Source organism: Polaromonas potterensis, assembly GCF_033446725.1.
Lineage (GTDB): Bacteria > Pseudomonadota > Gammaproteobacteria > Burkholderiales > Burkholderiaceae_C > Polaromonas.
The window spans coordinates 121,499-143,637 of record NZ_JAWQLX010000011.1 but is presented as its reverse complement, the minus strand read 5'-3'; the positions used below and the strand labels follow the sequence as shown (position 1 = coordinate 143,637).

The window sequence follows — 22,139 nt, the reverse complement described above, 5'->3', positions numbered from 1 at the left end:
AAAACCTTCGTGCGGCGAAAGGCTTTACACCGCACGAAGGTTTTAAAAGTCGAGCGCCTTGCCAGCGCGCCGCACCCGGTGGCTTAACGGCTCATTTGCTGCGGCAGCCAGGTGACGATGCCTGGAAAGACGTAAACAAGGAAGACGGCCGCGCACATCAGGAAAAACATGGGCAGTGTCACCTTGGCTATCCAGGTCAACTCCTTGCCGGTCATGCCTTGCAGCACAAACAGGTTGAAGCCGACAGGCGGCGTGATCTGCGCCATTTCCACCACCAGCACAATAAAGATGCCAAACCAGATCGGGTCAATGCCGGCCTTTTGGATGGTCGGCATCAGCACGCCCATGGTCAGCACGACCATGGAGATGCCATCCAGAAAACAACCGAGCAGGATAAAAAAGAAGGTCAGTGCCAGGATCAGTTGGCCCTGGCTCAGGCCCATGGTCGCAATCCATTCGGCCAGGTGGCGCGGCAGCCCGATGTAACCCATCGATAGCGTCAAAAACGCAGCGCCCGCCAGGATCAGCGCGATCATGCAGTAGAGCCGCGTTGCGCCCATCAGGGCATCGCGAAAAGTCGCCCAGCTCAGCGAGCCCTGCAAGGCCGAGATCACGAGTGAGCCGACCACACCGACCGCGGCGGCCTCTGTGGCCGTGGCAATGCCGGTGTAGATGGAGCCCAACACCGCCAGGATCAGCAAGACCACAGGAATCAGAGCGCGTGAAGCCGAGAGCTTTTGCAGAAAGCTGGTTTTTTCATCGGCGGCGGGAATCTGTTCCGGGTGACGCAATGCCCAAACCGCGATATAGCCCGAAAAAAGCAGCGCAAGCATGATCCCAGGCAACACACCCGCGATAAACAGCTTGGCGATGGAGACATCGGCACTGACGCCATACACAATCATGATGATGGACGGCGGGATCAAAAGACCCAGCGTGCTGGCGCCTGCCAGGGTGCCGACGATCATGTGTTCGGGATAGCCGCGGTGCTTGAGTTCGGGCAGCGTCATCTTGCCGATGGTGGCGCAGGTTGCCGCGCTCGAGCCAGAGACAGCCGCAAAAATGGTGCAGCCCACCACGTTGGTGTGTAAGAGCCGGCCCGGCAAGGCCTGCATCCAGGGCGCCAGGCCCTTGAACATGTCTTGCGACAGCCGCGTGCGGAACAGGATTTCACCCATCCAGATGAACAGCGGCAAGGCGGTCAGCGTCCAACTGGAGGCCGATCCCCAGATGGTCACCGCCATGGCGTCGCCAGCGACGCGCGAGGTGAACAGCTGCATGCCGATCCAGGCCACGCCGGAGAGCGTCAAGCCGATCCAGACGCCGGTTCCCAGAATCAAAAAGAGTGAAAGTACCAGCAGTGCGGTAACGCCCAGATCATTCATGGGGCCGCCGTTTCGAGTATGTGGAAAAAATCATGAAAATCCTATTCGTTGCGCAGGGCTTCGCCACTGAGCGGCGCCACACGGCGACCCTGAATCTCAAGCACCAGTTCGTCGATGAAGGCAATCACCAGGATGACGGCGCCGAAAGCCATGGCCAGCTGCGGCAGCCACAGCGGTGTGGCGTCACTGCCGGTGGAAATATCGTTAAACACCCGGGACTGCCAGGCCAGTTTGCAGCTGTAGGCGGCAAACAGCAGCGCCAGCAGTGTTGCCACACCCAGCGCCCAAAGCTCCATGGCTTTTTTCCAACGCCCGTGGAGGGCATTGATCACCAGGGTCACCCGGATGTGCTCGCCGCGTTTGAGGGTGTGTGCCAGCGCCAGAAAGCCGCTGGCGGCCATCAGGTAACCGGCATAGGCGTCGGTGCCGGGCACATGAAAGTTGAGTTGCCGGCTCACGACGGACAGCAGCACCATGCCCAGCAGACCGACCATAAAAAGCGCCGCCAGAGCGGCGGCGCTGTTGTAAATGCCATCTAACAGTTTGCGCATGTTGGTTCGGTTATTTGCGGTAGGCATCAACCACGGCCTGACCTTCGGGGCCGGCTTTGGCCAGCCATTCCTGGAGCATGGTGTCACCGACTTTTTTCATGTCAGCCTTGAGTTGGGGTGATGGTGGCAAAACCTGCATGCCATTGGCCTTGAGGGTTTCCAGCGTTTTGGTGTTGACGCCCTGACTGGCCGCCCAGCCGCGTGTTTCTGCTGCGGCACCCGCCTTGAGCACGGCGGCTTGCGTGGTTTTGTCGAGTGCATCGAAAGCCTGTTTGTTCACGATGACGGCATTTTTGGGCAGCCAGGCTTGGGTGTCGTAGTAATACTTGAGGTGTTCGTACAGCTTGCTGTCTACACCCGTGGCGCCCGAGGTCATGGTGGATTCGACCACACCGGTGGCCAGTGCCTGGGAGAATTCGGCGGCCTGAACCGTGACAGGCTGGGCGCCCACCAGTTCGGCAATGCGGGCCGTGGCCGGGCTGTACGCGCGCCACTTGATGCCCTTGAGATCAGCGGCGGAGTTCACCGGTTTTTTCGAGTAAATGCCTTGTGGTGGCCAAGCCACGGAATACAGGACAAACATACCTTGCTCGGCCAGCTTTTTGTCCAGCGCGGGCTTTTGAGCCTTGTAGAGTTTCATGGCCGCGTCATAACTGTCGGCCAGGAAGGGCAGGCCGTCAGCGCCGAAAAGCTGCGCTTCGTTCTGGAAGTTGACCAGCAGGATTTCACCGGCTTGCGCCTGGCCGCCTTGAACCGCACGCTTGATCTCCGGTGCCTTGAACAGCGAGGCGTTGGCATGCACCGTGATCTTGAGTTTGCCGGCGGTGGCCTTATCCACGTCGTTGGCGAATTGCACCAGGTTTTCGCTGTGGAAATTGGTGGCGGGGTAAGCGGCGGGCAGGTCCCATTTGGTTTGGGCAAAGGCTGCGGTACCGACGCTAAGTACGGCGGCAATCAGGGCAAGTTTGAATTTCATGAGCGCTCCAGAACAGTAGAGTGATAAGTACCGACAGGATAGACGCAAATCCCGCGCCAGCTTGCTCGGGCATACCCGGAAAAAGCGCGCGCATGAAGCCGAAAACGCCGCTTTATTTACGTGCCAATCCCTGCCAGGCACGCACGGCGGCCAGAACGGTTTCCATTTGCACCGTATGTGCGAAGCGGAAGCGTTCCCCCTCCACCGTTTCATCCGGAAATTCCGTGATCAGCGTGATGGGCGCACCGCGATGGTTCACCTCGGATTGTGTGCAGGCACTGCCGTTGATCACTTCGAAGGGCAGTTCACCCGCGTGGCGTTCATAAAGAGCCATCTGGCGGGCGTTGTACGCGCTCAGACCCGGGACTTTGGCGAGCGCTGCACTGACATGTTCGAGCAAAGCCCGTCCCTCTGCTTGCCAGCCGGTGTGGTGGCGCAAGATCAGGAAAAAACCTTTGGGAATGGTCCACAACTCGAAGCCGCGCGGCACATAGCCGGATAGCGGCCGGGTCCATTCATGGGCTGGGTAACCGTGCAGATTGATGTGCAACTGGGCGCTCGACAAGGCCAGCGCTTTCTCGCGTGCTTCGCGTTCATACAGCGGTGCCTGCTCACGGTATTCGATGTCATCGCCCAGCGCGCTATAACGCGCGGCATGGTGCATATGGCCGGGATGCTGGACGCACAGCTCGCGGTGCAAGGCATAACCGTCGGGGTTTTCCAACGCGATCAGTGCAAAGTGAGCCTTGTCTCCTGTACTTTCGCGTGCCTGGAGTACTCGTGCTGCGCGCAGGGCGCCCAGCACGCCGGAGGTTTCGTTGGCATGTTGACCACCACTGATCACAACGGCAGCTCCGGGCCCGGCCTGATACAGGCCGTGCACCTGGCGACCCTGGCGGCTCAGGGCCGCAAAGCGCTGGCCACCCAGATTGGCCATTTCGGCGGCTATACGCTTCGGATGCGGCGCCGTGTCGAGTAGATCAAGGGCCTGCTCAGGGTCGGCGTCGGCATGAGCACACAGGTCCTGGGCCTTCGTGTCGAAGCTGTTCAGGCAGATACTCAGGCACGGTGCGGTGTGGCTGAGACGCACGTCCGGCACGATCTGGCCAGGCTGCAGGCGGCGATCATGGGCAGGCCGCCCCGAGTGACGCTGGAAAATTTCAAGCAGCGAGAAATAAATGTCTTCATGCAGCGCCTCGTGGCTGCTGATGCATTCGTGATCCACAGCCAGCGCCTGTTCGATGCCCGGCAGGTCCACACGGATGTCCAGCCGTTCGAAATAGGGCTCCTGCGCAGGCCAAGGGTGCTGCTTGACGGTTTGCACTATCAGTTCGAAGAGCTGCTCGTAGTCCGTCTTGTGCGCGCTGTCCAGGCGCGCCTCCAGGTCCGGCTGTTTTCGGGCGCGAAGCCAGCCCGTGGGTGACAGCAGGGTGGCGTCGATGTGGTCGATATGGATGCGGTTGGGTGCAAAGACGCTGATCTGCCTGTGTGAGCCATCGCGCAGCGTGAGGGCCAGCTGGTAATGCAGGTCGTCGCTACCCGGCACAAACTCAAGTTTGCAGTCGGGCAGCAGGCCGGCCAGCGGGTAAGCCTCCAGTAAAAAACGACGCGGCGACGCGTTGGGGTGCACCGGGTAATGAAGCGTCACTGCCGCCAGCGTGTCGCAGTCAATCTCTTCCAGAAAATAATGCAGCAGCGGTTTGTAGGCGCTGCGCAACTGCGCCTGGACACCGGCGGCGGCCAGGCGTTTTTCTGCGTCGCGTCGCGCGGCCACCCCTTCGAACAACCAGCCCTCAACCTCTGCACCATGCCACTCGGGCTGCTCGAATTGGCTGACCCAGGCATCGAGCGTGCGGGGCAGGGTGATATCCAGAAGCGGGTGGCTTTTCATTACAGTTTTACCGTGGGGTCTATCCGGTCACGCAGCCAGTCGCCCAGCAGGTTCAGGCCCAGTACCGTGAGCATGATGGCCACGCCGGGGAACACGCTGATCCACCAGGCGGTTTGCATGTAGGTGCGGCCATCGGCCAGCATGCCGCCCCAGCTGGGGGTCAGTGGGTCGACGCCCAGACCGAGGAAGGTCAGGCTGCTTTCCAGCAGGATGTTGTTGGCGACGTTCAAAGTCATCAGGATGATGACCGGGCCGATGATGTTGGGCAGGATGTGGTGGCGCATCATGGCCAGGTCACGCACCCCAAAAGCCCGCGCGGCCTGCACGAATTCGCGCTCGCGCACCTGCAGCACCATGCCACGCACCAGCCGTGCGAACTGCACCCACTGCGAGATGATCATGAACAGGATGATGTTGAACAGGCCGCCGCCCAGGATGGAGATGAAGGTCAGCGCGATCAGGATGAAGGGCAGAGCCAGTTGCACGTCCACGCAGCGCATCAACAGCATGTCCCAGAAGCCACGGTAATAACCGGCGACCAGGCCGATGACGATGCCGAGAATGGATGCACCTAGCACCGAGACGAAGCCGACCAGCAGCGAGATGCGTCCGCCCACCAGCACCCGCGCGAGCACGTCGCGGCCCAGCGGATCCGTGCCTAACGGATGCGACCAACTGGTGAAGGGCTGCGTGAGCCGCGCGCTCAGGTCCATGGCCGAGCCACCGTCGGGAAAAATCCACACCGAGAGCAGCACCAGCAGCAGCATGCTGCCGGTGAGCAGCACGCCGAGAATGAATTCGAGTGAACGCCACTGCGCCCAGCGGGAAACGGGCGCGGAAGAAGCGGAGGAGGGAAGCGCGGTTTGCATGGTCTTCTTCACTTGGTACGGATGCGTGGATCGACCAGGCCGTAGGCGATGTCGACCAGCAGGTTGACCGCCACGATCATCACCGACAACACGGTGACGGTGCCCTGCAGCACCGGGTAGTCGCGGCTGGCGATGGCTTCGAAGGCCAGGGTGCCCAGGCCGGGCCAGTTAAAGACCCGCTCCACCACCACGATGCCGCCGATCAGGTTGCCGAACTGCAGGCCGATGTAGGTGATCAGCGGAATGGCGCAATTGCGCAGCGCATGTTTGTAAAGCACCACGCGGTCTTTCAAGCCCTTGGCGCGCGCCACCATGATGTACTGGGCTGACAGCGTCTCCAGCATGGCGGTACGCACCAGCCGCACATTGGTGGCCGAGAGGATGATGGCCATGGTCAGCGCCGGCATGATCAGGCTGATAGGTCCGTCCCAGCCCGAGGGCGGCAACAGCGGGAAGGTGATGGACAGCAGCAGCACCAGCATGATGGCCAGCCAGAAGTTGGGAAAGGACAGGCCCACCAGCGAGATGATGCGGATGAACTGGTCGGCACCCTTTCCCTTGTGCACGGCGGCCTGGATGCCCAAGGGCACCGACACCAGCACCGACAGAAACAGCGACACCAAGGCCAGCGCCAGCGTGGCCGGCAGCGCGTCGGCAATCAGCTGCGACACCGGCGTGCCGCCCATGAAGCTTTTGCCGAAATCGCCCACCACGGCGCCGCGCAGGAATTCTGCGTATTGCACCAGGAAGGGCCGGTCCAGCCCCAGACCCTGGCGGATGTTCGCCAGGTCTTCCTCGGTCACGCTGCCGGCCCCCTGGGCGAGCATGAGCGCCGGGTCGCCAGAGAGGCGCACCGCGTAGGAGACAAACAGGGTGACGACCAGCACGACGAAGATCGCCTGCAGTAATCGCTTGATCAAAAATCCACTCATGGCATTGGCTGGTCAGGTTGGCGGGCGGGGAGGCGTTAGTCGACGGAGGCTTCTACAAAACGGAAGCGCCCATCGGCCGGCAGCGCCAGGTTCTTGGCACGTTTGTTCAGGCCGTAGATGGTGTTCAGGCTGTACAGCGGCATCTCCAGCGCCTGGTCGGCCACGTAGCGGCTGATTTCCTGCAAAGTTGTTTTGCGTGCCGCCTGGTCCCAGGTGTTGCGCTGTGTGTGCAGTAAGGCGTTCAGCTTGGCGTCATCGTCGAACGGGTTCCAGCGCTGCTTGGTGTAATACATCGAGTAGGCGGTGTTATCGTAGTCGAAGGTCCAGCCACCCCACTGGTTTTGCCACATCTCGCCGGTCCTGCCGCTGGGGATGATGTCGTTGAGCAGCACGTTGGTGTCGTAGGGCTTGAGCGATGCATTGATGCCCACGCCCTGCAGGTAGCTGGCGACGGCCTGAGCCACTTCGCGGAAGTTGCTGTCGGAGCCGCGGAAGTCGATCTGGATCTGCGTGCCCGGTTTCACGCCGGCCTTTTGCAGCATGGCCTTGGCTTGCGTCGGGTTGAAGGGCAGCGGCTTCAGCGCCGGGTCATTGCCAAACGAGAGCACACCCTGGAAGCTGGCGATGGGCTTGGCGTTGCCCAGCAGAATCGTTTTGATGATGGCATCGCGGTCCACCGCCATGGTCAGCGCCTTGCGCACTTCCTTGTCTTTCATGATGCCGCGCTGGGTGTTATAGCGCATGGCCAACGCCACCGGACCGTCCATGCTGGCGATGGCCAGCTTGGGGTCTTTCTTCAGCGTTTCTATCATCGCCAGCGGAATCTGGTTGGCCACATCGAGGCGACCGGCTTGCAACTCGGCGGCCTGCGTGGCCGGCTCCGTGATGAAGCGGTAGACGAGGTTGTCGACCTTGGGCGCGCCGCCCCAGTAATCGGCGTTGCGCACGAACGAGAGGCTGACCTTGGGCTTGTAGTCGGTGAACTTGAAGGGGCCGGTGCCGACCGGGTTCATGCCGAAGAACTGGCTGCCTTTTTCCTTGATGTACTTGGGCGGAACAATCATGGCGCCATAACCGGCCAGCTTGGTCAGCAGCACGGGGTCGGGGCTTTTCATGATGAAGTCGACCGTGGTCGGGTTCACCACCACCACTTTTTCAATCGAGTTGTAGTTTGATTGCTGCGGCCCCTTCTTGCCCTCTTCGCCGAGCAGGCGATCGAAGGTGAACTTCACGGCATCGGCATCAAAGGGTTCGCCGTTGTGGAACTTCACGCCGGTGCGCAAGGTGAAACGCAGCTTGGTGTTTTTGTCCAGGAACTCCCATTTGGTGGCCAGTCCGGGCACCAGTTTCATGTCGGGCGTGCGCATGATCAGGCCGTCAAAGACCTGGCTGCCAACGGCACCCCAGGACACGAGGAAGGTCACGATCGGGTCCCAGTTGCCCGGGTCCTGGTGGATGGCCACGTTCAGCGTGCCGGCGGCCTGGGCGCTGGGGGCGAGCATGCTGGCCAGCGCCAGGCTGGTGGAGGCGATCAAGGTTTTGAGTTTCATGGGTTTTCTCCTGGGTACGAATGTGTGAACTTGCAGATGTGCAAAAAATGAAACGGCCGGTGCGGTGATCAGGCTGCCACGGGGACTTGCGCCACTTGGTGGCCCGGACTCACTTCAATGAGTTTGAGAATGGTGGGCTCGTTGCCGACCTTGCGCACCGGGCTGGGTATTTCACCCTGGATCAGGCTGGGGTCAATAAATCTGCCCGGTTCGGCCACCGGAACGGCCGCCAGCAGCTTGCGTGTGTAGGGGTGTTGCGGATTTTCGAAAATATCCTGGCGACGACCGATTTCGACGATTTGCCCCAGGTACATGACCGCCACCCGGTGGCTGATTTTTTCGACCACGGCCATGTCGTGTGTGATGAACAGATATGACAGGCCACGTTCGGCCTGCAGGGCCATCAGCAAGTCAATGATCTGGGCCTGGATGGAGACATCCAGGGCGGAAACCGACTCGTCGGCAATCACCAGCTTGGGGTTGCAGGCCAGTGCCCGGGCAATACAAACGCGCTGGCGTTGACCGCCGGAGAACTCGTGCGGATAGCGGCTGGCATGTTCGGGTTTGAGACCGACACATTCGAGCAATTCGGCCAGTCGCCACTGCACCGCCTTGGCATCGCTCAGTAGATGGTGGGTCAGTATGGGCTCGGCAATGCTGAAGCCAACCGTCTTGCGTGGATCGAGCGAGGCGTAGGGGTCCTGGAAGATGTACTGGATGTCTTGCCGCAACTGGCGTTTGCCGGCCGCGTTCAGCGTGCCGATGTCCTGACCCTTGAAACGTATCGTGCCGCTGGAGGACTCGACCAGTTGCTGCAGTGTTTTGCCTATGGTGGACTTGCCGCTGCCCGATTCGCCGACCAGGGCCAATGTTTCACCCGGGTAAATGTCGAAACTGACGGCTTCGACGGCGTGTACGCGGTGTGTGGCACGCCCCAGCAAGTTGTGGGCCACGTCGAAGCGGGTGCTGAGTTTTTCCACCGTGAGCAAAGGCGCGCTAGGGTCCACCGTGTCCTGCACCTGCTCGCTGCCGATTTCGCTGAGCTGATCGCCCTCCAGCACGATCAGCGGCGTGCGTTTGGGCAAGGGCTGGCCGCGCAAGCTGCCCAGCCGGGGCACGGCCGACAGCAGGGCGCGGGTGTAAGGGTGTTGCGGCGCGTTGAAGATCTGGTCGACCGGCCCGTGCTCGACCTGGCGTCCACGCCACATCACCACCACATCATCGGCCATCTGCGCCACCACCCCCATGTCGTGGGTGATAAACATCACGGCGGTGTTCAGGTCACGCTGCAACTCGCGGATGATGTTCAGGATTTGTGCCTGAATCGTCACGTCCAGCGCCGTGGTGGGCTCATCGGCAATCAGCAACGCCGGCTGGCAGGCCAGCGCCATGGCGATCATGGCGCGCTGCCGCATGCCGCCTGACAGCGAGTGCGGGTAACTGTCCAGCAGCCGTTCGGCATCGGGCAGGCGGACTTTGTCGAGCAGCGCGCGGGCTTGCTCACGCGCCTGCGACGAGCTCAGGCCCTGGTGCAGTATCAGTGTTTCGGCGATCTGGTTGCCTATGGTGAACACCGGGTTCAGCGAAGTCATGGGCTCCTGGAAGATCATGGCAATTTCGTTGCCGCGAATGGCGCGCAAGGTGTCGTCGCCCGCTTGTGTCAGGTCCAGCAGGCCGCTGTTTGGCGACTGGAACAAGACTTGTCCCGAGACGATTTTTCCGCCCGAGTAGTCGGTCAGTCGCATGATCGCCTGGGAGGTGACGGATTTGCCGGAGCCCGACTCGCCGACGATGGCCAGCGTGCGCCCCGCCGTTACATCGAAGCTCAGGCCGTCAACGGCACGAAAACGTCCGCCTGGCGTCTCGAATTCGACGGCGAGATTGCGAACGGAAAGCAGTGGGGAGACGTTAGGCTGGTCAGGCTGACTCATGGGCTGAAGGCTCGGTGGGGTTACCGTGGGCTTTAAAAAGCAGTGCAGTGGCGATGAAGGAAGGCTGGGGGTGCGGTGCTTGGGCGATGTTTGGGAGGGCAGGGGTCCGGTGGCAAATTCGCCCAGTAAATGTAAGCCGCATTTGTGGATGTCGACTAAGTGATTTCCCTAAATGTCAACAAAATGTCGATAAATTATTATTTAACTCTCTACAATTTGCACATGCAACAAAGATGCCAACCCGGAGTCTGTTAATGGCAAAAAAGCCCATCGCCCCCGAACCTGCTGCTGAGGGGGCTGTCGCAGCGCCCATCGTTTCGTCCGCCCATCTGGTATCCCCCAGAAGCGCGGAAATGAGCGAATTCGAGTTTGGCCTGATCGTGGCGAACAATGCCTTTCATCGCTGGGTGGTGCACTGCATGAGTGCGGCGGGCCTGAAAGACCTGATGCCGCTGGATGTGCTGGTGCTGCACCACGTGACGCACCGGGCCCGCAACAAACGGCTGGCCGACATCTGCTTCATCATGAATGTGGAAGACACCCATCTGATCAACTATTCGCTCAAAAAGTTGCAGAATATTGGTGTGGTGGTGTCCAGCAAAAGTGGCAAGGACGTGACCTATGCCAGCACCGACATGGGGCTTGACTACGTGAACCGCTACCGCGAGATTCGCGAGTCCTGCCTGATCAATGCGCTCAATACCAATGATGGCTTGAACCGCGACATTGGCGAGTTGGCGCGCTTGTTGCGCCTGCTCTCGGGTATTTACGATCAGGCGGCACGCTCGGCGGCCAGCCTCTAACGCTTCTTTCAGGAACATCATGGAAAAAAATGGCACAAACCGCTGGCAGTTCTGGATAGATCGCGGCGGCACATTCACTGACATCGTGGCCAAGCGGCCCGACGGTGTCCTCATCACGCACAAGCTGCTAAGCGAAAACCCCGAGCAGTACCGCGACGCGGCGGTGGCCGGCATCCGCCACCTGCTGGGCCTGAAGGCCGGCGAGCCGATTCACGCGGAGGTGGTGGACTGCGTGAAGATGGGCACCACGGTGGCGACCAATGCCTTGCTGGAGCGCAAGGGCGAACCCACCTTGCTGGTGACCACGCGCGGCTTTCGCGATGCCTTGCGCATTGCCTACCAAAACCGTCCACGCCTGTTTGACCGCAACATCGTGTTGCCCGAACTGCTGTACAGCGCCGTGGTGGAAGCTCAGGAGCGCGTCGGTGCGCACGGTGAGGTGTTGCAGGCCCTGGACGAAACGCTATTGAAAGAAGAGCTGCTTGCGCAATACCAGCAAGGGCTGCGCAGTGTTTCCATCGTATTCATGCACGGTTACCGTTATACCGCGCATGAGAAGGCGGCCAAGCGCATTGCGCAGGAGGTCGGTTTCACGCAGATCAGCACCTCGCATGAAACCAGCCCGATGATGAAGTTTGTCAGCCGGGGCGACACCACGGTGGTCGATGCCTACCTGTCGCCCATTTTGCGTCGTTATGTCGAGCAGGTGGCGAGCGAGATGCCGGGCGTCAAGCTGTTTTTCATGCAGTCGTCCGGGGGCCTGGCCGATGCGCACGCCTTCCAGGGCAAGGACGCCATCTTGAGCGGGCCGGCCGGCGGCATTGTCGGCATGGCACGCACGGCCGCGATTGCCGGTATCGAAAAAGTCATCGGTTTTGACATGGGCGGCACCTCCACCGATGTCTCGCATTACGCCGGTGAGTTCGAACGCGAGTTTGAAACCCAGGTGGCCGGGGTACGCATGCGCGCACCCATGATGAGCATCCACACCGTGGCCGCCGGCGGCGGCTCCATCCTCAAGTTTGATGGCGAGCGTTTTCGCGTCGGGCCGCAAAGCGCCGGCGCCAACCCCGGCCCGGCCAGTTACCGCCGCGGCGGCCCGCTGGCCGTGACCGATGCCAATGTGATGGTCGGCAAGATCCAGCCGCACTACTTTCCCCAGGTGTTTGGCCACCAGGCGGATGAAGCGCTGGACGCCGAGGTGGTGCAGGCGCGGTTCCAGGAACTGGCCGGCCAGACCGGACGCAGCGCCGAAGTGGTGGCCGAAGGGTTTATCAACATCGCGGTGCAGCAGATGGCCAATGCCATCAAGAAAATTTCGGTCGCGCGTGGTTACGATGTCACGCGTTACACCCTGCAGTGTTTTGGCGGCGCCGGCGGGCAACACGCCTGCCTGGTGGCCGATGCGCTGGGCATGAGCAAGGTGTTTGTGCATCCGCTGGCCGGTGTGCTCTCCGCCTATGGCATGGGCCTGGCCGACCAGAACGTGATCCGCGAACAGGCGGTGGAGCTCAAGCTGTCGGAAGCGGCTTTGCCCGACATCGCTGCCAAGCTGGATGGCCTGGCGGCAGCGGCCGAGGCCGAGCTGCAGCGCCAGCAAGTCAGCCTAGGGCCCATCAGCACACACCGGCGTGTGCACGTGCGTTACGACGGCAGCGATGCCGCGCTGATTGTGCCTTTTGGTGATCTGGCAAAAATCGAGACCGGTTTTGAAACCGCCTACCGCCAGCGCTTTTCCTTCCTGATGCAGGGCAAGGGTCTGGTGGTGGAGGCCGTGTCGGTGGAGGCTGTGGTGGCGGGCGATGCGCCGGCCGAGCCGCGCCACGCGACGCACGAGCCACGTGAAGTGCCGCGCCGCGAAACTGTGCGTATGTATTCCGGCAGTCAGTGGCATGACGCGGCGCTGGTGGTGCGTGAAGACTTGCGGCCGGGCGACATCATCAGCGGCCCGGCCATCATTGCCGAGAAAAACGCCACCACGGTGGTCGAACCCGGTTGGGAGGCGGCGCTGACGGCGCTGGACCACCTGGTGCTGGATCGGCGCGCCGCGCGGGCCGTCAAGTTTGCCGCGGGCACCACGGTAGACCCGGTGTTGCTGGAGGTCTTCAACAACCTCTTCATGAACATCGCCGAGCAAATGGGCTTGCAACTGCAGAACACCGCTTATTCGGTCAACATCAAGGAACGCCTGGACTTCAGCTGCGCCTTGTTCGACACCGCCGGCAACCTGATTGCCAATGCGCCGCACATGCCGGTGCACCTGGGCTCCATGGGTGAAAGCATCAAAACCGTGATCCGCGAAAATGCGGGCCAGATGTCGCCGGGTGATGTCTATGTGCTGAACGATCCCTACCACGGCGGCACGCACCTGCCCGACATCACCGTGATCACGCCGGTGTACCTGGACAGCTCCACGGACCCCACGTTTTACGTCGGCTCACGCGGCCACCATGCCGACGTGGGCGGTACCACCCCGGGCTCCATGCCGCCGTTTTCGACACGGATTGAAGAAGAGGGCGTGCAGATCAACAACGTCAAGCTGGTCGAACGTGGCGTGTTGCGTGAAGCCGAGATGATTGCCTTGCTCAAAAGCGGCGAATACCCAAGCCGCAACCCGCAGCAAAACATGGCCGACCTGAAGGCGCAGATTGCCGCCAATGAAAAAGGCGTGCAGGAGCTGCGCAAGATGGTCGAGCAGTTTGGCCTGGACGTGGTGCAGGCCTACATGGGCCATGTGCAGGACAACGCCGAAGAATCGGTGCGCCGTGTGATCACGCGCCTGAAAAACGGTGAGTTCACCTTGCCGCTGGACAACGGCGCGCAGATCAAGGTGGCGATCCGTGTGGACACGACCAAGCGCAGCGCCGAGATCGATTTCACCGGCACCTCGCCGCAGCAGACCAATAACTTCAACGCGCCGACGGCGGTGTGTATGGCCGCCGTGTTGTATGTGTTCCGCACGCTGGTCGATGACGACATTCCGCTGAATGCGGGTTGCCTGAAACCGCTGAAGGTCATCATCCCGGCCGGCTCCATGTTGAACCCGAACCCGCCGGCTTCGGTGGTGGCGGGCAATGTGGAAACCTCCACCTGCATCACCAATGCGTTGTATGGCGCGCTGGGCGTGATGGCGGCCGGCCAGTGCACCATGAACAACTTCACCTTCGGCAACGAGCGCCACCAGTATTACGAAACCATCTCCGGCGGCTCAGGCGCGGGTGGTGTGTTTGATGCCGATGGGACCCTGGTCAATGGGTTTGACGGCACCTCGGTGGTGCAGGCGCACATGACTAACTCGCGTCTGACCGACCCGGAAGTGCTGGAGTTTCGCTTTCCGGTGCGGCTGGAGAGTTACGAAATTCGCCAGGGTTCGGGCGGCGCCGGACGCTGGGTGGGCGGCAATGGCGGTGTGCGACGCGTGAAATTCCTGGAACCCATGACGGCCAGCATTTTGTCCAACGGCCGCAAACACGGCGCTTTTGGCATGGCCGGCGGCGAGGCGGGGCAGGTGGGGCAGAACCTGGTGGTGCGGGCCAGCGGCCAGGTCGAGGCGCTGGACCATATCGGCCAGGCCGAGATGTTGGCCGGTGATGTGTTCGAGATCCACACGCCGGGTGGCGGTGGTTTCGGGAAACACTGAGGCATCAGGTTTTTTGACGTGTTTTATGAGTGAGAATGGCCTCTAACCCATATGTAGTGGGCGCAAGCAGCTATTGATTCAGGAGCGTCTCATGAACACGGCATTTCTCGACAACTACCGCTTTCTGGCGAGGTACAACCGCTGGATGAACCAGCGCCTGTACCAGGCCTGCGAAACGCTGAGCGACGAAGAGCGCAAGCGGGAGCGGGGCGCGTTTTTCGGCTCGATTCACCACACGCTGACCCACCTGGTGCTGGCCGACAAGATGTGGCTGCAGCGTTTTGCCGCACAACCGACGGTGTTTGCCGCCTTGCCGTCGGCCTTGCTGGCCATGCCCGAAGGTTCGGACTACAGCAGCGATTTACATCCGGACTGGGAAGACCTCAAACACGCGCGCAAGGCGGTGGATGCGGCCATCGAGCTTTGGCTGGCAGAGATGTCACCGGACTTTTTGCTCGGCACCATGCATTACGCCAATACCAAGGGTGTGCCGCGCGCACACCCGGCCTGGCAGGCGATGACGCACTTTTTCAACCACCAGACGCATCACCGCGCCCAGGCTGGCACCTTGTTGACGCAGGCCGGTGTGGACATTGGCGTGACCGATTTGATTGCGCTGGTTTAAGGCCTGCTCTGCCCCTTAGTGGGAGGCGCACGATACGCCACGTGTTGGTGCGTATTCCGGTCCCGTTGACCATCTGTGCCGGTAATCGTTGACCCGTAACCTCGAAAATTCTGGTGCTGACCGTGTGGAACGGTGACGTACACGGCTTGAGCACGGCCGCGCGAATGGGTACTATCGGCCAATACCGGGCCCTCCTTCAGGCCTCAGAACTTGGAGCCGGCATCGCTCGGTGTCGATTTTCCGCAAGCTCATTCGTCGTGTCAGTTGAGGGTCATCCTCTGCACTTCAGGAGAACACAGCCATGGCTACCAACACCGTCCGGCTGCACCGCGTGCTGCGCACCTCACCGGACCGGCTCTACCGTTCCTTCGTCGAAGCAAGTGCTTTCGAGCGCTGGCTGCCACCCTTCGGATTTACCGGCCAAGTCCACAACATGGAGCCCGTGGTCGGGGGCGCTTGGCGCATGTCCTTCACTAACTTTGGTACCGGCCACAGCCACTCGTTCGGCGGGACGTACCTGGAACTTGTCCCCGGCCGGCGCATTGCATACGATGCGACGTTCGACGACCCCAACCTGCCGGGCACCATGAAGACCACCGTGACGCTGACTCCAGTTTCCTGTGGCACTGAAATATCCGTCGTGCAGGAAGGCATCCCCGATGTGATTCCCGCCGAAATGTGCTATTTGGGCTGGCAGGAGTCGCTTCTTGCGCTGGCCCAGTTGGTCGAGCCGAATATTCCGGGTTGAAGAGTCCGCTTTTGGCCGACGTAAAAAACTGACCTTCGATAGCCGGGTTCGCTAAAGCTCATTCACATGTTGAATCCAACAGGCTTCACCTCGGACATCATTCCAACGCGACTGTTCGAAAGGTTCTGGAAATGGGCGACCGGCTACAGTCGGCGACTTGCGAACATTCGGCATTTGCCGATTGCTGCCATTCAACGGGTGAGCTAACCGGCATGCTGTGTAGCGTCCGCTTGAGCGAAGGGTTGGGCGTCACGACACGCTACGGCTGGCAGACTTCAAGATACGCGCGCTAAACAGCACACGTCCTGCGAGTAGATGGCCAATGGGGTGCAGCATGCGCAACAACAGGCGATCCAGTTGTGCGAGTGTTTCGAACCGATCGGGAATGACTCGCGTGACGAGAAAGTTAAAGTACTTTGTGAATAGGCGTGGCTGCAGTGGCCGCATGATTAGCTTGAGGTCAGACTCACTGAGTTTTCTCTCATCTTCGGTGATGTAGGGTTTTGCAGGGCCATAAATTAATCTACGCATTTTCGGATAGAGCACCTTTTCAACCAGAGTGGAGTGTCTGATCTTGTCCGTGAGAGAGTGCGAATAGATCTCGTTGACTAAGAATATTGCATCAGGCTTGGCTACGCGAACAATCTCGCTCATCGTGTTTGGGATATCGACATGATGAAGGATGTCCCTGGCTAGGATGTAGTCAAAGCTGTTGTCCGCGTATGACATTTTCTCAGCTGGCATTTCTTCAAAGCTGATCTCTAGTCCCTCTCGCAATGCCAAGGCCTTTGCGATCTGAAGAGAGTCTGGACTAAGGTCGAATGCACTTACCTTGGCGCCCAGCTTTGCAAGACGTAGTGCATCGTCTCCGAATCCGCAGCCAACAACTAATACGCTCTTATTTTGCAGCTCACAGTTCACAAGGTACGCGTACATTCCCCAGTACGCATTCCACCACCGCCTGTCGGGATGTTGGAGTACATCCCAAGAGAACGGTGAGGACAGGACCGACTGATGAAGCCTTGCGTGCTCTCGGTGATAGTCGAGTTCTCGCTGTTGGCGGTCTGTGAGTTCAGTATTCAAAACGCTCCCCTTGGTAGGTGATTCATTGTGATGCCCAACACAATGTATACCGCAAGGTGCTGCGGCACAACATGGCAAGCTCAACTACAAAAACAGGCCTTTGCCCTCGTGTCTCTTGGATCGTTTGCTTTACTAAAAGTAGCGATAAACCCGGCAGCATATAAGCAATGGCTGAATCCACATTTGGCGCGATTCTCGGCCAAACATTGTGGTTTGAACATTCCCCATTCGCGCAAAATTTCCAATCGAGTTTTTCCACAGAATTGGCCCGAAGCCGACATTCCCTGCTCAACTTCAGCGAAGTGGTCGGTATCTACCTGAAGGATGCGCATTGAAGAACAGGATTTGTATTCGCGTGATTGCTCTTGATTTGATAGCTGCTTGCGCTCATTGCATAAGGGCTGAAGGCCAAAATGAGCATCAAAAAACCCGCCTCAAAGGCGGGTTTTTTAGGGGGCCGTAGTCGGGTTTATTTTTTGGCGGCGCCAGCGTCCGTTGTGGCGGCGGGCTTGGCCGCATCTGCTTTGGCAGTTTTAGCGGCTTTGGCGTCATCCGCTTTTTTCTTTTTGGCGTCGGCTTTGGCTTGTTTGTCAGCGTCTTTTTTGGCCTTTGCTTCATCGGCCTTGGCCTTGGCTTCTGCCTTGGGGTCTTTTTTCTCGTCCTTGGCGGCGGCTGCTGCCGGCGCGGCGGCTACGGCCGCTGCAGGTTTGGCATCGGCCTTTTTCTCTTCAGCCTTGGCCATGGGTTTGTCGTCTTTTTTCGCGGCGGCAGCGGGTTTGTCATCTTTCTTGGCCGCAGCAGCGGCCGGGGTGGCGGCCACACCTTTGAAGCTGGCGCCGCCCACGGTCATGCCTTCGGCCGAGAACTTGGCGGCATTGGTTTCACCCACGCCTTTAACGCGTTCGATGAAGTCGTTCCAGTCCTTGAAGTTGCCTTTTTTGCGCTCGTCCACGATCTTGCCCGAGATGCCCGGGCCAATACCCTTGAGGCCATCGAGTTCGGCTGCCGTGGCCTTGTTGACATCGACCGCGGCAAAAGACACGGCCATGTACATGGCGGCGATAAACACCAGCAATTTCTTGAACATGAGAAAACTCCTCAAAGATTGGATTGAACGGTAAACACCTGAACCATCCCCTTGAACAAGGATGTCCTAGCAGTTAACGGACGGCTTTCCGGTGAGGTTGACCGGGCAGCGCCGTTTTTCTCTAGGAAAACCCTAGTCAGGCGCCGGTGCCGCTTAAACGTTGCATGTAAGCCGTCACACCGGTTTGCACATCGGCAAAGGCATGGTCGCAGCCGGCTGCGCGCAGGGCCGTCAAATCCGCCTGGGTGTAACTCTGGTATTTGCCGACCAGGGCAGGGGGGAAGTCGATGTAATCGATCAGGCTGCCGTAGGCGGCTTCTTCCAGCGTCAATGGTTTTTCGCCTTGCTGCTGGCGCAAGGTGTTGACCACGGCCAGCGCCACATCGTTGAAAGGCTGGGCCCGGCCCGTGCCCAGGTTGAAGATGCCGCTGGCCTCGGGGTGGTCCAGAAACCACAGGTTGACGGCCACCACATCGTCGATGAAGACAAAATCGCGCATCTGGCCGCCGGGGCCGTAACCGCCGTATTCACCGAAGAGCTTGACCTTGCCTTCGCCACGGAATTGGTTGAACTGGTGAAACGCCACGCTGGCCATACGGCCCTTGTGTTGCTCGCGCGGGCCATAAACGTTGAAGTAGCGAAAACCCGCGACCTGGGTCGTGGTGTTTTCAAAGCGTGTGCCAAGTTCGCGCCGCAGCCGCTGGTCGAACAGCAGCTTGGAGTAGCCGTAAACATTGAGCGGTTTTTCGAACTCGGGCGACTCGCGGAAGGTGTCGGAACCGCCGTAGGTCGCAGCCGACGAGGCATAAAGCAGGCGTGTTCCCTGGTCCTGGCAGGCGGCAAACAGTTCGCAGGACAAGGTGTAATTGTTGTCCATCATGTATTTGCCGTCGGTTTCCATGGTGTCGCTGCAGGCACCTTCGTGGAAGACGGCTTCGACATCGCCAAAAGCGGCTTCGGCAAACAGGTCGTAAAAATCGTCGGCGTCGATGTAGTCGGCGATTTGCAAGTCGGCCAGGTTGCGGAATTTGTCGCCGTCGCTCAGGTCGTCAACGGCAATGATGTCGCTGATGCCGCGTGCATTCAGGCCCTGGATGATGTTGGCGCCGATAAAGCCGGCAGCGCCGGTGACCACGATTTTCATGATATTTCCTTGTTGCTTAGCTCGCGGCGAAAAGCTCGTCGTAGCTGACCGTCGCCGTGCCGAACTTGCCGACCACAATGCCGCCGGCCCGGTTGGCCACAGGCACCGCATCGCGCAGGCTCAAGCCGGCGGCAGCCATGGCGGCCAAGGTGCCGATCACGGTGTCGCCCGCGCCGGTAACGTCAAACACTTCGCGCGCCAGCGCCGGCACATGCAACTGGCCTTGCGCATCAAACAGCGTCATGCCTTCTTCGCTGCGTGTCAGCAGCAGGGCTTGCAGCTTCAGGGCCTCACGTAAATTCTGCGCTTTTGTTCGCAGGTCTGCTTCGTCGCGCCAGGGGCCAATGACCTGCTCCAGTTCGGCGCGATTCGGCGTGATGGCCGTGGCATTTTGATAACGCGAGTAGTCCGAACCTTTGGGGTCCACCAGCACGACTTTGCCGGCGGCGCGGGCCAGGTCAATCATCAGGGCGATGTGGGCCAGGCCGCCTTTGCCGTAGTCCGAAAACAGCACGGTGTCGTGTTGCTGCAGGAGTTTTTCGAACTCGGCCGACTGCGAGGCCAGGACTTCGTTTTTAGGCGTGTTTTCAAAATCCAGTCGCAGCAATTGCTGCTGCCGGCCGATCACCCGCAGCTTCACCGTGGTTTTGAGCTGGGGATCACGTCCGAAGCAGGGCCGGATGCCGGAGCTGGCCACCAGGGCTTCGAGCTGGTGGCTGGCTTCGTCGTCACCGACCACGCTCAGCAGCGAGGCCTGGGCGTTCAGGGTCACGATGTTGTAGGCCACGTTGGCCGCGCCGCCCATGCGTTCTTCCTGGCGCGTGACACGCACCACGGGCACAGGCGCCTCGGGCGAGATGCGGTCCACCGCGCCGTACCAGTAGCGGTCCAGCATGGCGTCACCGACCACCAGCACGCGGGCTTGGGCAAGCTGTTCCCGGGACAGAGTTGTGGGGGTTGTCATAGGTGGGGTTTTCATATTCCAGTGGACGCCGCGGAACCGGCTTCGCCGGGCCGCTGGTATCCGCCCCCTGCAAGGGGGGAAGGTGCTACACGAAGTGAGCAACCGACGGGGGTGTTCATAATTCCTCGATGCGTCTGGCCGGGTAGCTGTCCCAGGCCTGGCAGCCGGGGCAGTGCCAGAAATGCTGGGTGGCTTCAAAACCGCAGGCGGCGCAGCGGTAACGCATCAGCGGTTTGGTGGCTTTGTCCAGCGCGCGTTGCACCAGGCTTTGCTGATGGGCATCGCCTAACTTTTCGCCGGCAATCCATTTGGCGGCGGCGACCAGCGAGGCTTCGCGCTCCAGGTGCTGAAGATAGTGATCGCGCGGCGTGGCGGCATCGGCATCGAGCTTGGTGATGGCTTCGACCACGTCGATGGACGGCATGTCCGCGTAATGGGTTTGCAGCAGCGCCAGCGCCGCTTGTTGCTGGCCGCTTTGTTGGGCGATGTTGCCGAGCAGGCCGGCGGCCAGTGGCAAGGCCTGGGGGGCAGTTTTTTCAAGCTGGCGCAAGGTCGCAAAAGCGTCCTGGTGCCGGCCCAACTGGCTTTTAAGCTTGGCCAGATCTATCAGGGGGCGGGGCGAGGCCGGCGCCAGGCTCACCGCCTGCTGCAGCTTGGTCAGGGCCTGCTCGGTGTCGCCTGACGCGGCGGCGGCAATCGCCTGTTCGCACAGGTAGTGAGCCTGGCGGTTGCTGAAGCTGCCGTGGCTGGCGCTGTCGAGCTTGGCGGCGATTTCCGTGGCATGGTCCCAGTCGCGCGAGCGTTCGTAAATGGACAGCAGGGCAAGCCGGGCTTCTTCTTCGTAACTGGTGCCTTCGAGCTTTCGCAGCGCGATCTCGGCACGGTCGAGCAGGCCGGCTTTCAGGAAGTCCAGCGCCAGCGCATGTTGTGCACGGTCGCGGTCGGTCTGGGTCAGATCGCCGCGTGACATCAGGTGTTCATGCACACGCACCGCGCGTTCGTATTCGCCGCGCCGGCGAAACAGGTTGCCGAGCGCGAAATGTAGCTCCGAGGTGTCGGGGTCGTTTTGGACGGCTTCAATAAAAGCGTCGATGGCCTGGTCTTGCTGCTCGTTGAGCAGGAAGTTCAGACCGCGAAAATAGGCCTTGGGCGCTTGCCGGTTCTCGATGCGCAACTGCCGCAGATCAAGCCGCGAGGCGAGCCAACCCAGGGTGAAGGCGATCGGAAATCCGAGCAGGACCCAGGTGAAATCAAATTCCATGGTGCATGGTGGAAGGGTTTTCGCTGAGAGGGCTGTGCGGATTCAGTTTGGCGTTTTTGCGTTTTTTCCACCAGCGCGGCATCATCATCAGGATGCCGGCGGCCAGGCCGAAGGCAAACGTGGCCAGCACCACCAGCACCAGCGGCGCTTGCCACTGCGTGCCGAAAAAGAAATAGACGGAAACGACTTGCTGATTGTTCAGCGCGAAAGCAAAAAGCGTAAAAAAAATGGCTGCTTTGAGCAGCCACATCAGGTATTTCACTGGAAGTCCCCTTGTGGTCTGGCGATTGTAGCGAGCCCACCGTGGGAAAGTCTTCAGTTTGGTTTGGTGACCAGCATCTCTTCGGTTCTGGTATCCACCGCTTCACGCAGCGCTTTGCCCGGCTTGAAGTGGGGCACACGCTTTTCCGGGATGGCGACACTTTCGCCCGAGCGCGGATTCCGTCCCATGCGGGGCGGGCGTCGGTTGATGGAAAAGCTGCCAAAACCACGAATTTCGATCCGGTGCCCACGCACCAGCGCATCGCTCATGGCGTCAAGAATCGTCTTGACGGCATATTCGGCGTCGCGGTGGGTCAGCTGGCTGAATCGGGCGGCCAGTTCTTCGACAAGATCGCTACGGGTCATATGAATTCCTGGACAAGGAAATGGCGTGCTGTTCCGAAGAGCAAGCACGCCATTTTCCGGGGTCCGATTAGA

General features: G+C 60.4%; 19 protein-coding genes. 4 read left to right on the top strand and 15 right to left on the bottom strand.

The window, feature by feature from the left end; translation table 11 throughout:
• Positions 1 to 83 precede the first annotated feature (83 nt).
• The 8 genes from R6254_RS18795 to R6254_RS18760 all read right to left on the bottom strand — a co-directional run bounded on the left by R6254_RS18795 (position 84) and on the right by R6254_RS18760 (position 10,085).
• Positions 84 to 1,385 carry a TRAP transporter large permease gene (locus R6254_RS18795; RefSeq protein WP_318409119.1) on the bottom strand — a complete coding sequence of 434 codons (1,302 nt, stop codon included), beginning with the start codon at positions 1,383 to 1,385 and terminating at the stop codon, positions 84 to 86.
• Between the two features lie 41 nt (positions 1,386 to 1,426).
• Positions 1,427 to 1,936 carry a TRAP transporter small permease gene (locus tag R6254_RS18790; RefSeq protein WP_318409118.1) on the bottom strand — a complete coding sequence of 170 codons (510 nt, stop codon included), beginning with the start codon at positions 1,934 to 1,936 and terminating at the stop codon, positions 1,427 to 1,429.
• Between the two features lie 10 nt (positions 1,937 to 1,946).
• Positions 1,947 to 2,912 carry a TRAP transporter substrate-binding protein gene (locus tag R6254_RS18785; RefSeq protein WP_318409116.1) on the bottom strand — a complete coding sequence of 322 codons (966 nt, stop codon included), beginning with the start codon at positions 2,910 to 2,912 and terminating at the stop codon, positions 1,947 to 1,949.
• 112 nt (positions 2,913 to 3,024) lie between these two features.
• Positions 3,025 to 4,803, bottom strand: coding sequence for a M14 family metallopeptidase (locus R6254_RS18780; protein WP_318409115.1), 1,779 nt, complete (start codon positions 4,801 to 4,803; stop codon positions 3,025 to 3,027).
• Entirely contained in the window at positions 4,803 to 5,672 is an 870-nt protein-coding gene (locus tag R6254_RS18775; protein WP_318409114.1) for an ABC transporter permease, read from the bottom strand. The genes R6254_RS18780 and R6254_RS18775 overlap by 1 nt, the downstream gene beginning before the upstream one ends.
• Positions 5,673 to 5,680: 8 nt before the next feature.
• Positions 5,681 to 6,592 carry an ABC transporter permease gene (locus tag R6254_RS18770; protein ID WP_318409113.1) on the bottom strand — a complete coding sequence of 304 codons (912 nt, stop codon included), beginning with the start codon at positions 6,590 to 6,592 and terminating at the stop codon, positions 5,681 to 5,683.
• 47 nt (positions 6,593 to 6,639) lie between these two features.
• The gene (locus tag R6254_RS18765; protein ID WP_318409111.1) at positions 6,640 to 8,154 is read right to left on the bottom strand and encodes an ABC transporter substrate-binding protein; all 1,515 of its coding nucleotides are present in this window, start codon (positions 8,152 to 8,154) and stop codon (positions 6,640 to 6,642) included.
• Between the two features lie 68 nt (positions 8,155 to 8,222).
• Entirely contained in the window at positions 8,223 to 10,085 is a 1,863-nt protein-coding gene (locus tag R6254_RS18760; protein ID WP_318409109.1) for an ABC transporter ATP-binding protein, read from the bottom strand.
• Positions 10,086 to 10,339: 254 nt separating this feature from the next.
• Here R6254_RS18760 and R6254_RS18755 point away from each other — a divergent pair, with 254 nt between their 5' ends.
• The 4 genes from R6254_RS18755 to R6254_RS18740 all read left to right on the top strand — a co-directional run bounded on the left by R6254_RS18755 (position 10,340) and on the right by R6254_RS18740 (position 15,901).
• Positions 10,340 to 10,888, top strand: a complete 549-nt coding sequence (locus R6254_RS18755) for a winged helix DNA-binding protein (protein WP_318409107.1) — start codon at positions 10,340 to 10,342, stop codon at positions 10,886 to 10,888.
• A gap of 19 nt (positions 10,889 to 10,907) precedes the next feature.
• Positions 10,908 to 14,528, top strand: coding sequence for a hydantoinase B/oxoprolinase family protein (locus R6254_RS18750; RefSeq protein WP_318409105.1), 3,621 nt, complete (start codon positions 10,908 to 10,910; stop codon positions 14,526 to 14,528).
• 91 nt (positions 14,529 to 14,619) lie between these two features.
• Entirely contained in the window at positions 14,620 to 15,153 is a 534-nt protein-coding gene (locus R6254_RS18745) for a DinB family protein (protein WP_318409104.1), read from the top strand.
• A 301-nt stretch (positions 15,154 to 15,454) separates the two neighbouring features.
• A complete protein-coding gene (locus R6254_RS18740) occupies positions 15,455 to 15,901 on the top strand; it encodes an SRPBCC family protein (protein ID WP_318409103.1) in 447 nt (148 codons plus the stop codon).
• Positions 15,902 to 16,150: 249 nt separating this feature from the next.
• On the opposite strand, the gene R6254_RS18735 is transcribed toward R6254_RS18740, so the two are convergent.
• The 7 genes from R6254_RS18735 to R6254_RS18705 form a co-directional block, all read right to left on the bottom strand.
• A complete protein-coding gene (locus R6254_RS18735) occupies positions 16,151 to 16,984 on the bottom strand; it encodes a class I SAM-dependent methyltransferase (RefSeq protein ID WP_318409101.1) in 834 nt (277 codons plus the stop codon).
• 469 nt (positions 16,985 to 17,453) lie between these two features.
• On the bottom strand, positions 17,454 to 18,071 hold the full coding sequence (locus R6254_RS18730) for a ComEA family DNA-binding protein (protein ID WP_318409099.1): 618 nt from the start codon (positions 18,069 to 18,071) through the stop codon (positions 17,454 to 17,456).
• A gap of 136 nt (positions 18,072 to 18,207) precedes the next feature.
• Positions 18,208 to 19,215: an ADP-glyceromanno-heptose 6-epimerase gene (gene rfaD / locus R6254_RS18725; RefSeq protein ID WP_318409097.1), complete on the bottom strand. Its 1,008-nt coding sequence runs from the start codon at positions 19,213 to 19,215 to the stop codon at positions 18,208 to 18,210.
• Positions 19,216 to 19,231: 16 nt separating this feature from the next.
• Positions 19,232 to 20,179 carry a D-glycero-beta-D-manno-heptose-7-phosphate kinase gene (gene rfaE1, locus R6254_RS18720; protein WP_318409095.1) on the bottom strand — a complete coding sequence of 316 codons (948 nt, stop codon included), beginning with the start codon at positions 20,177 to 20,179 and terminating at the stop codon, positions 19,232 to 19,234.
• A 115-nt stretch (positions 20,180 to 20,294) separates the two neighbouring features.
• Positions 20,295 to 21,440, bottom strand: coding sequence for a lipopolysaccharide assembly protein LapB (gene lapB / locus R6254_RS18715; RefSeq protein WP_318409094.1), 1,146 nt, complete (start codon positions 21,438 to 21,440; stop codon positions 20,295 to 20,297).
• A complete protein-coding gene (locus R6254_RS18710; protein ID WP_318409092.1) occupies positions 21,430 to 21,702 on the bottom strand; it encodes a LapA family protein in 273 nt (90 codons plus the stop codon). Before R6254_RS18710 ends, lapB begins: the two co-directional genes overlap by 11 nt.
• A gap of 53 nt (positions 21,703 to 21,755) precedes the next feature.
• Positions 21,756 to 22,067, bottom strand: coding sequence for an integration host factor subunit beta (locus R6254_RS18705; protein ID WP_318409090.1), 312 nt, complete (start codon positions 22,065 to 22,067; stop codon positions 21,756 to 21,758).
• Between the last annotated feature and the right edge of the window lie 72 nt (positions 22,068 to 22,139).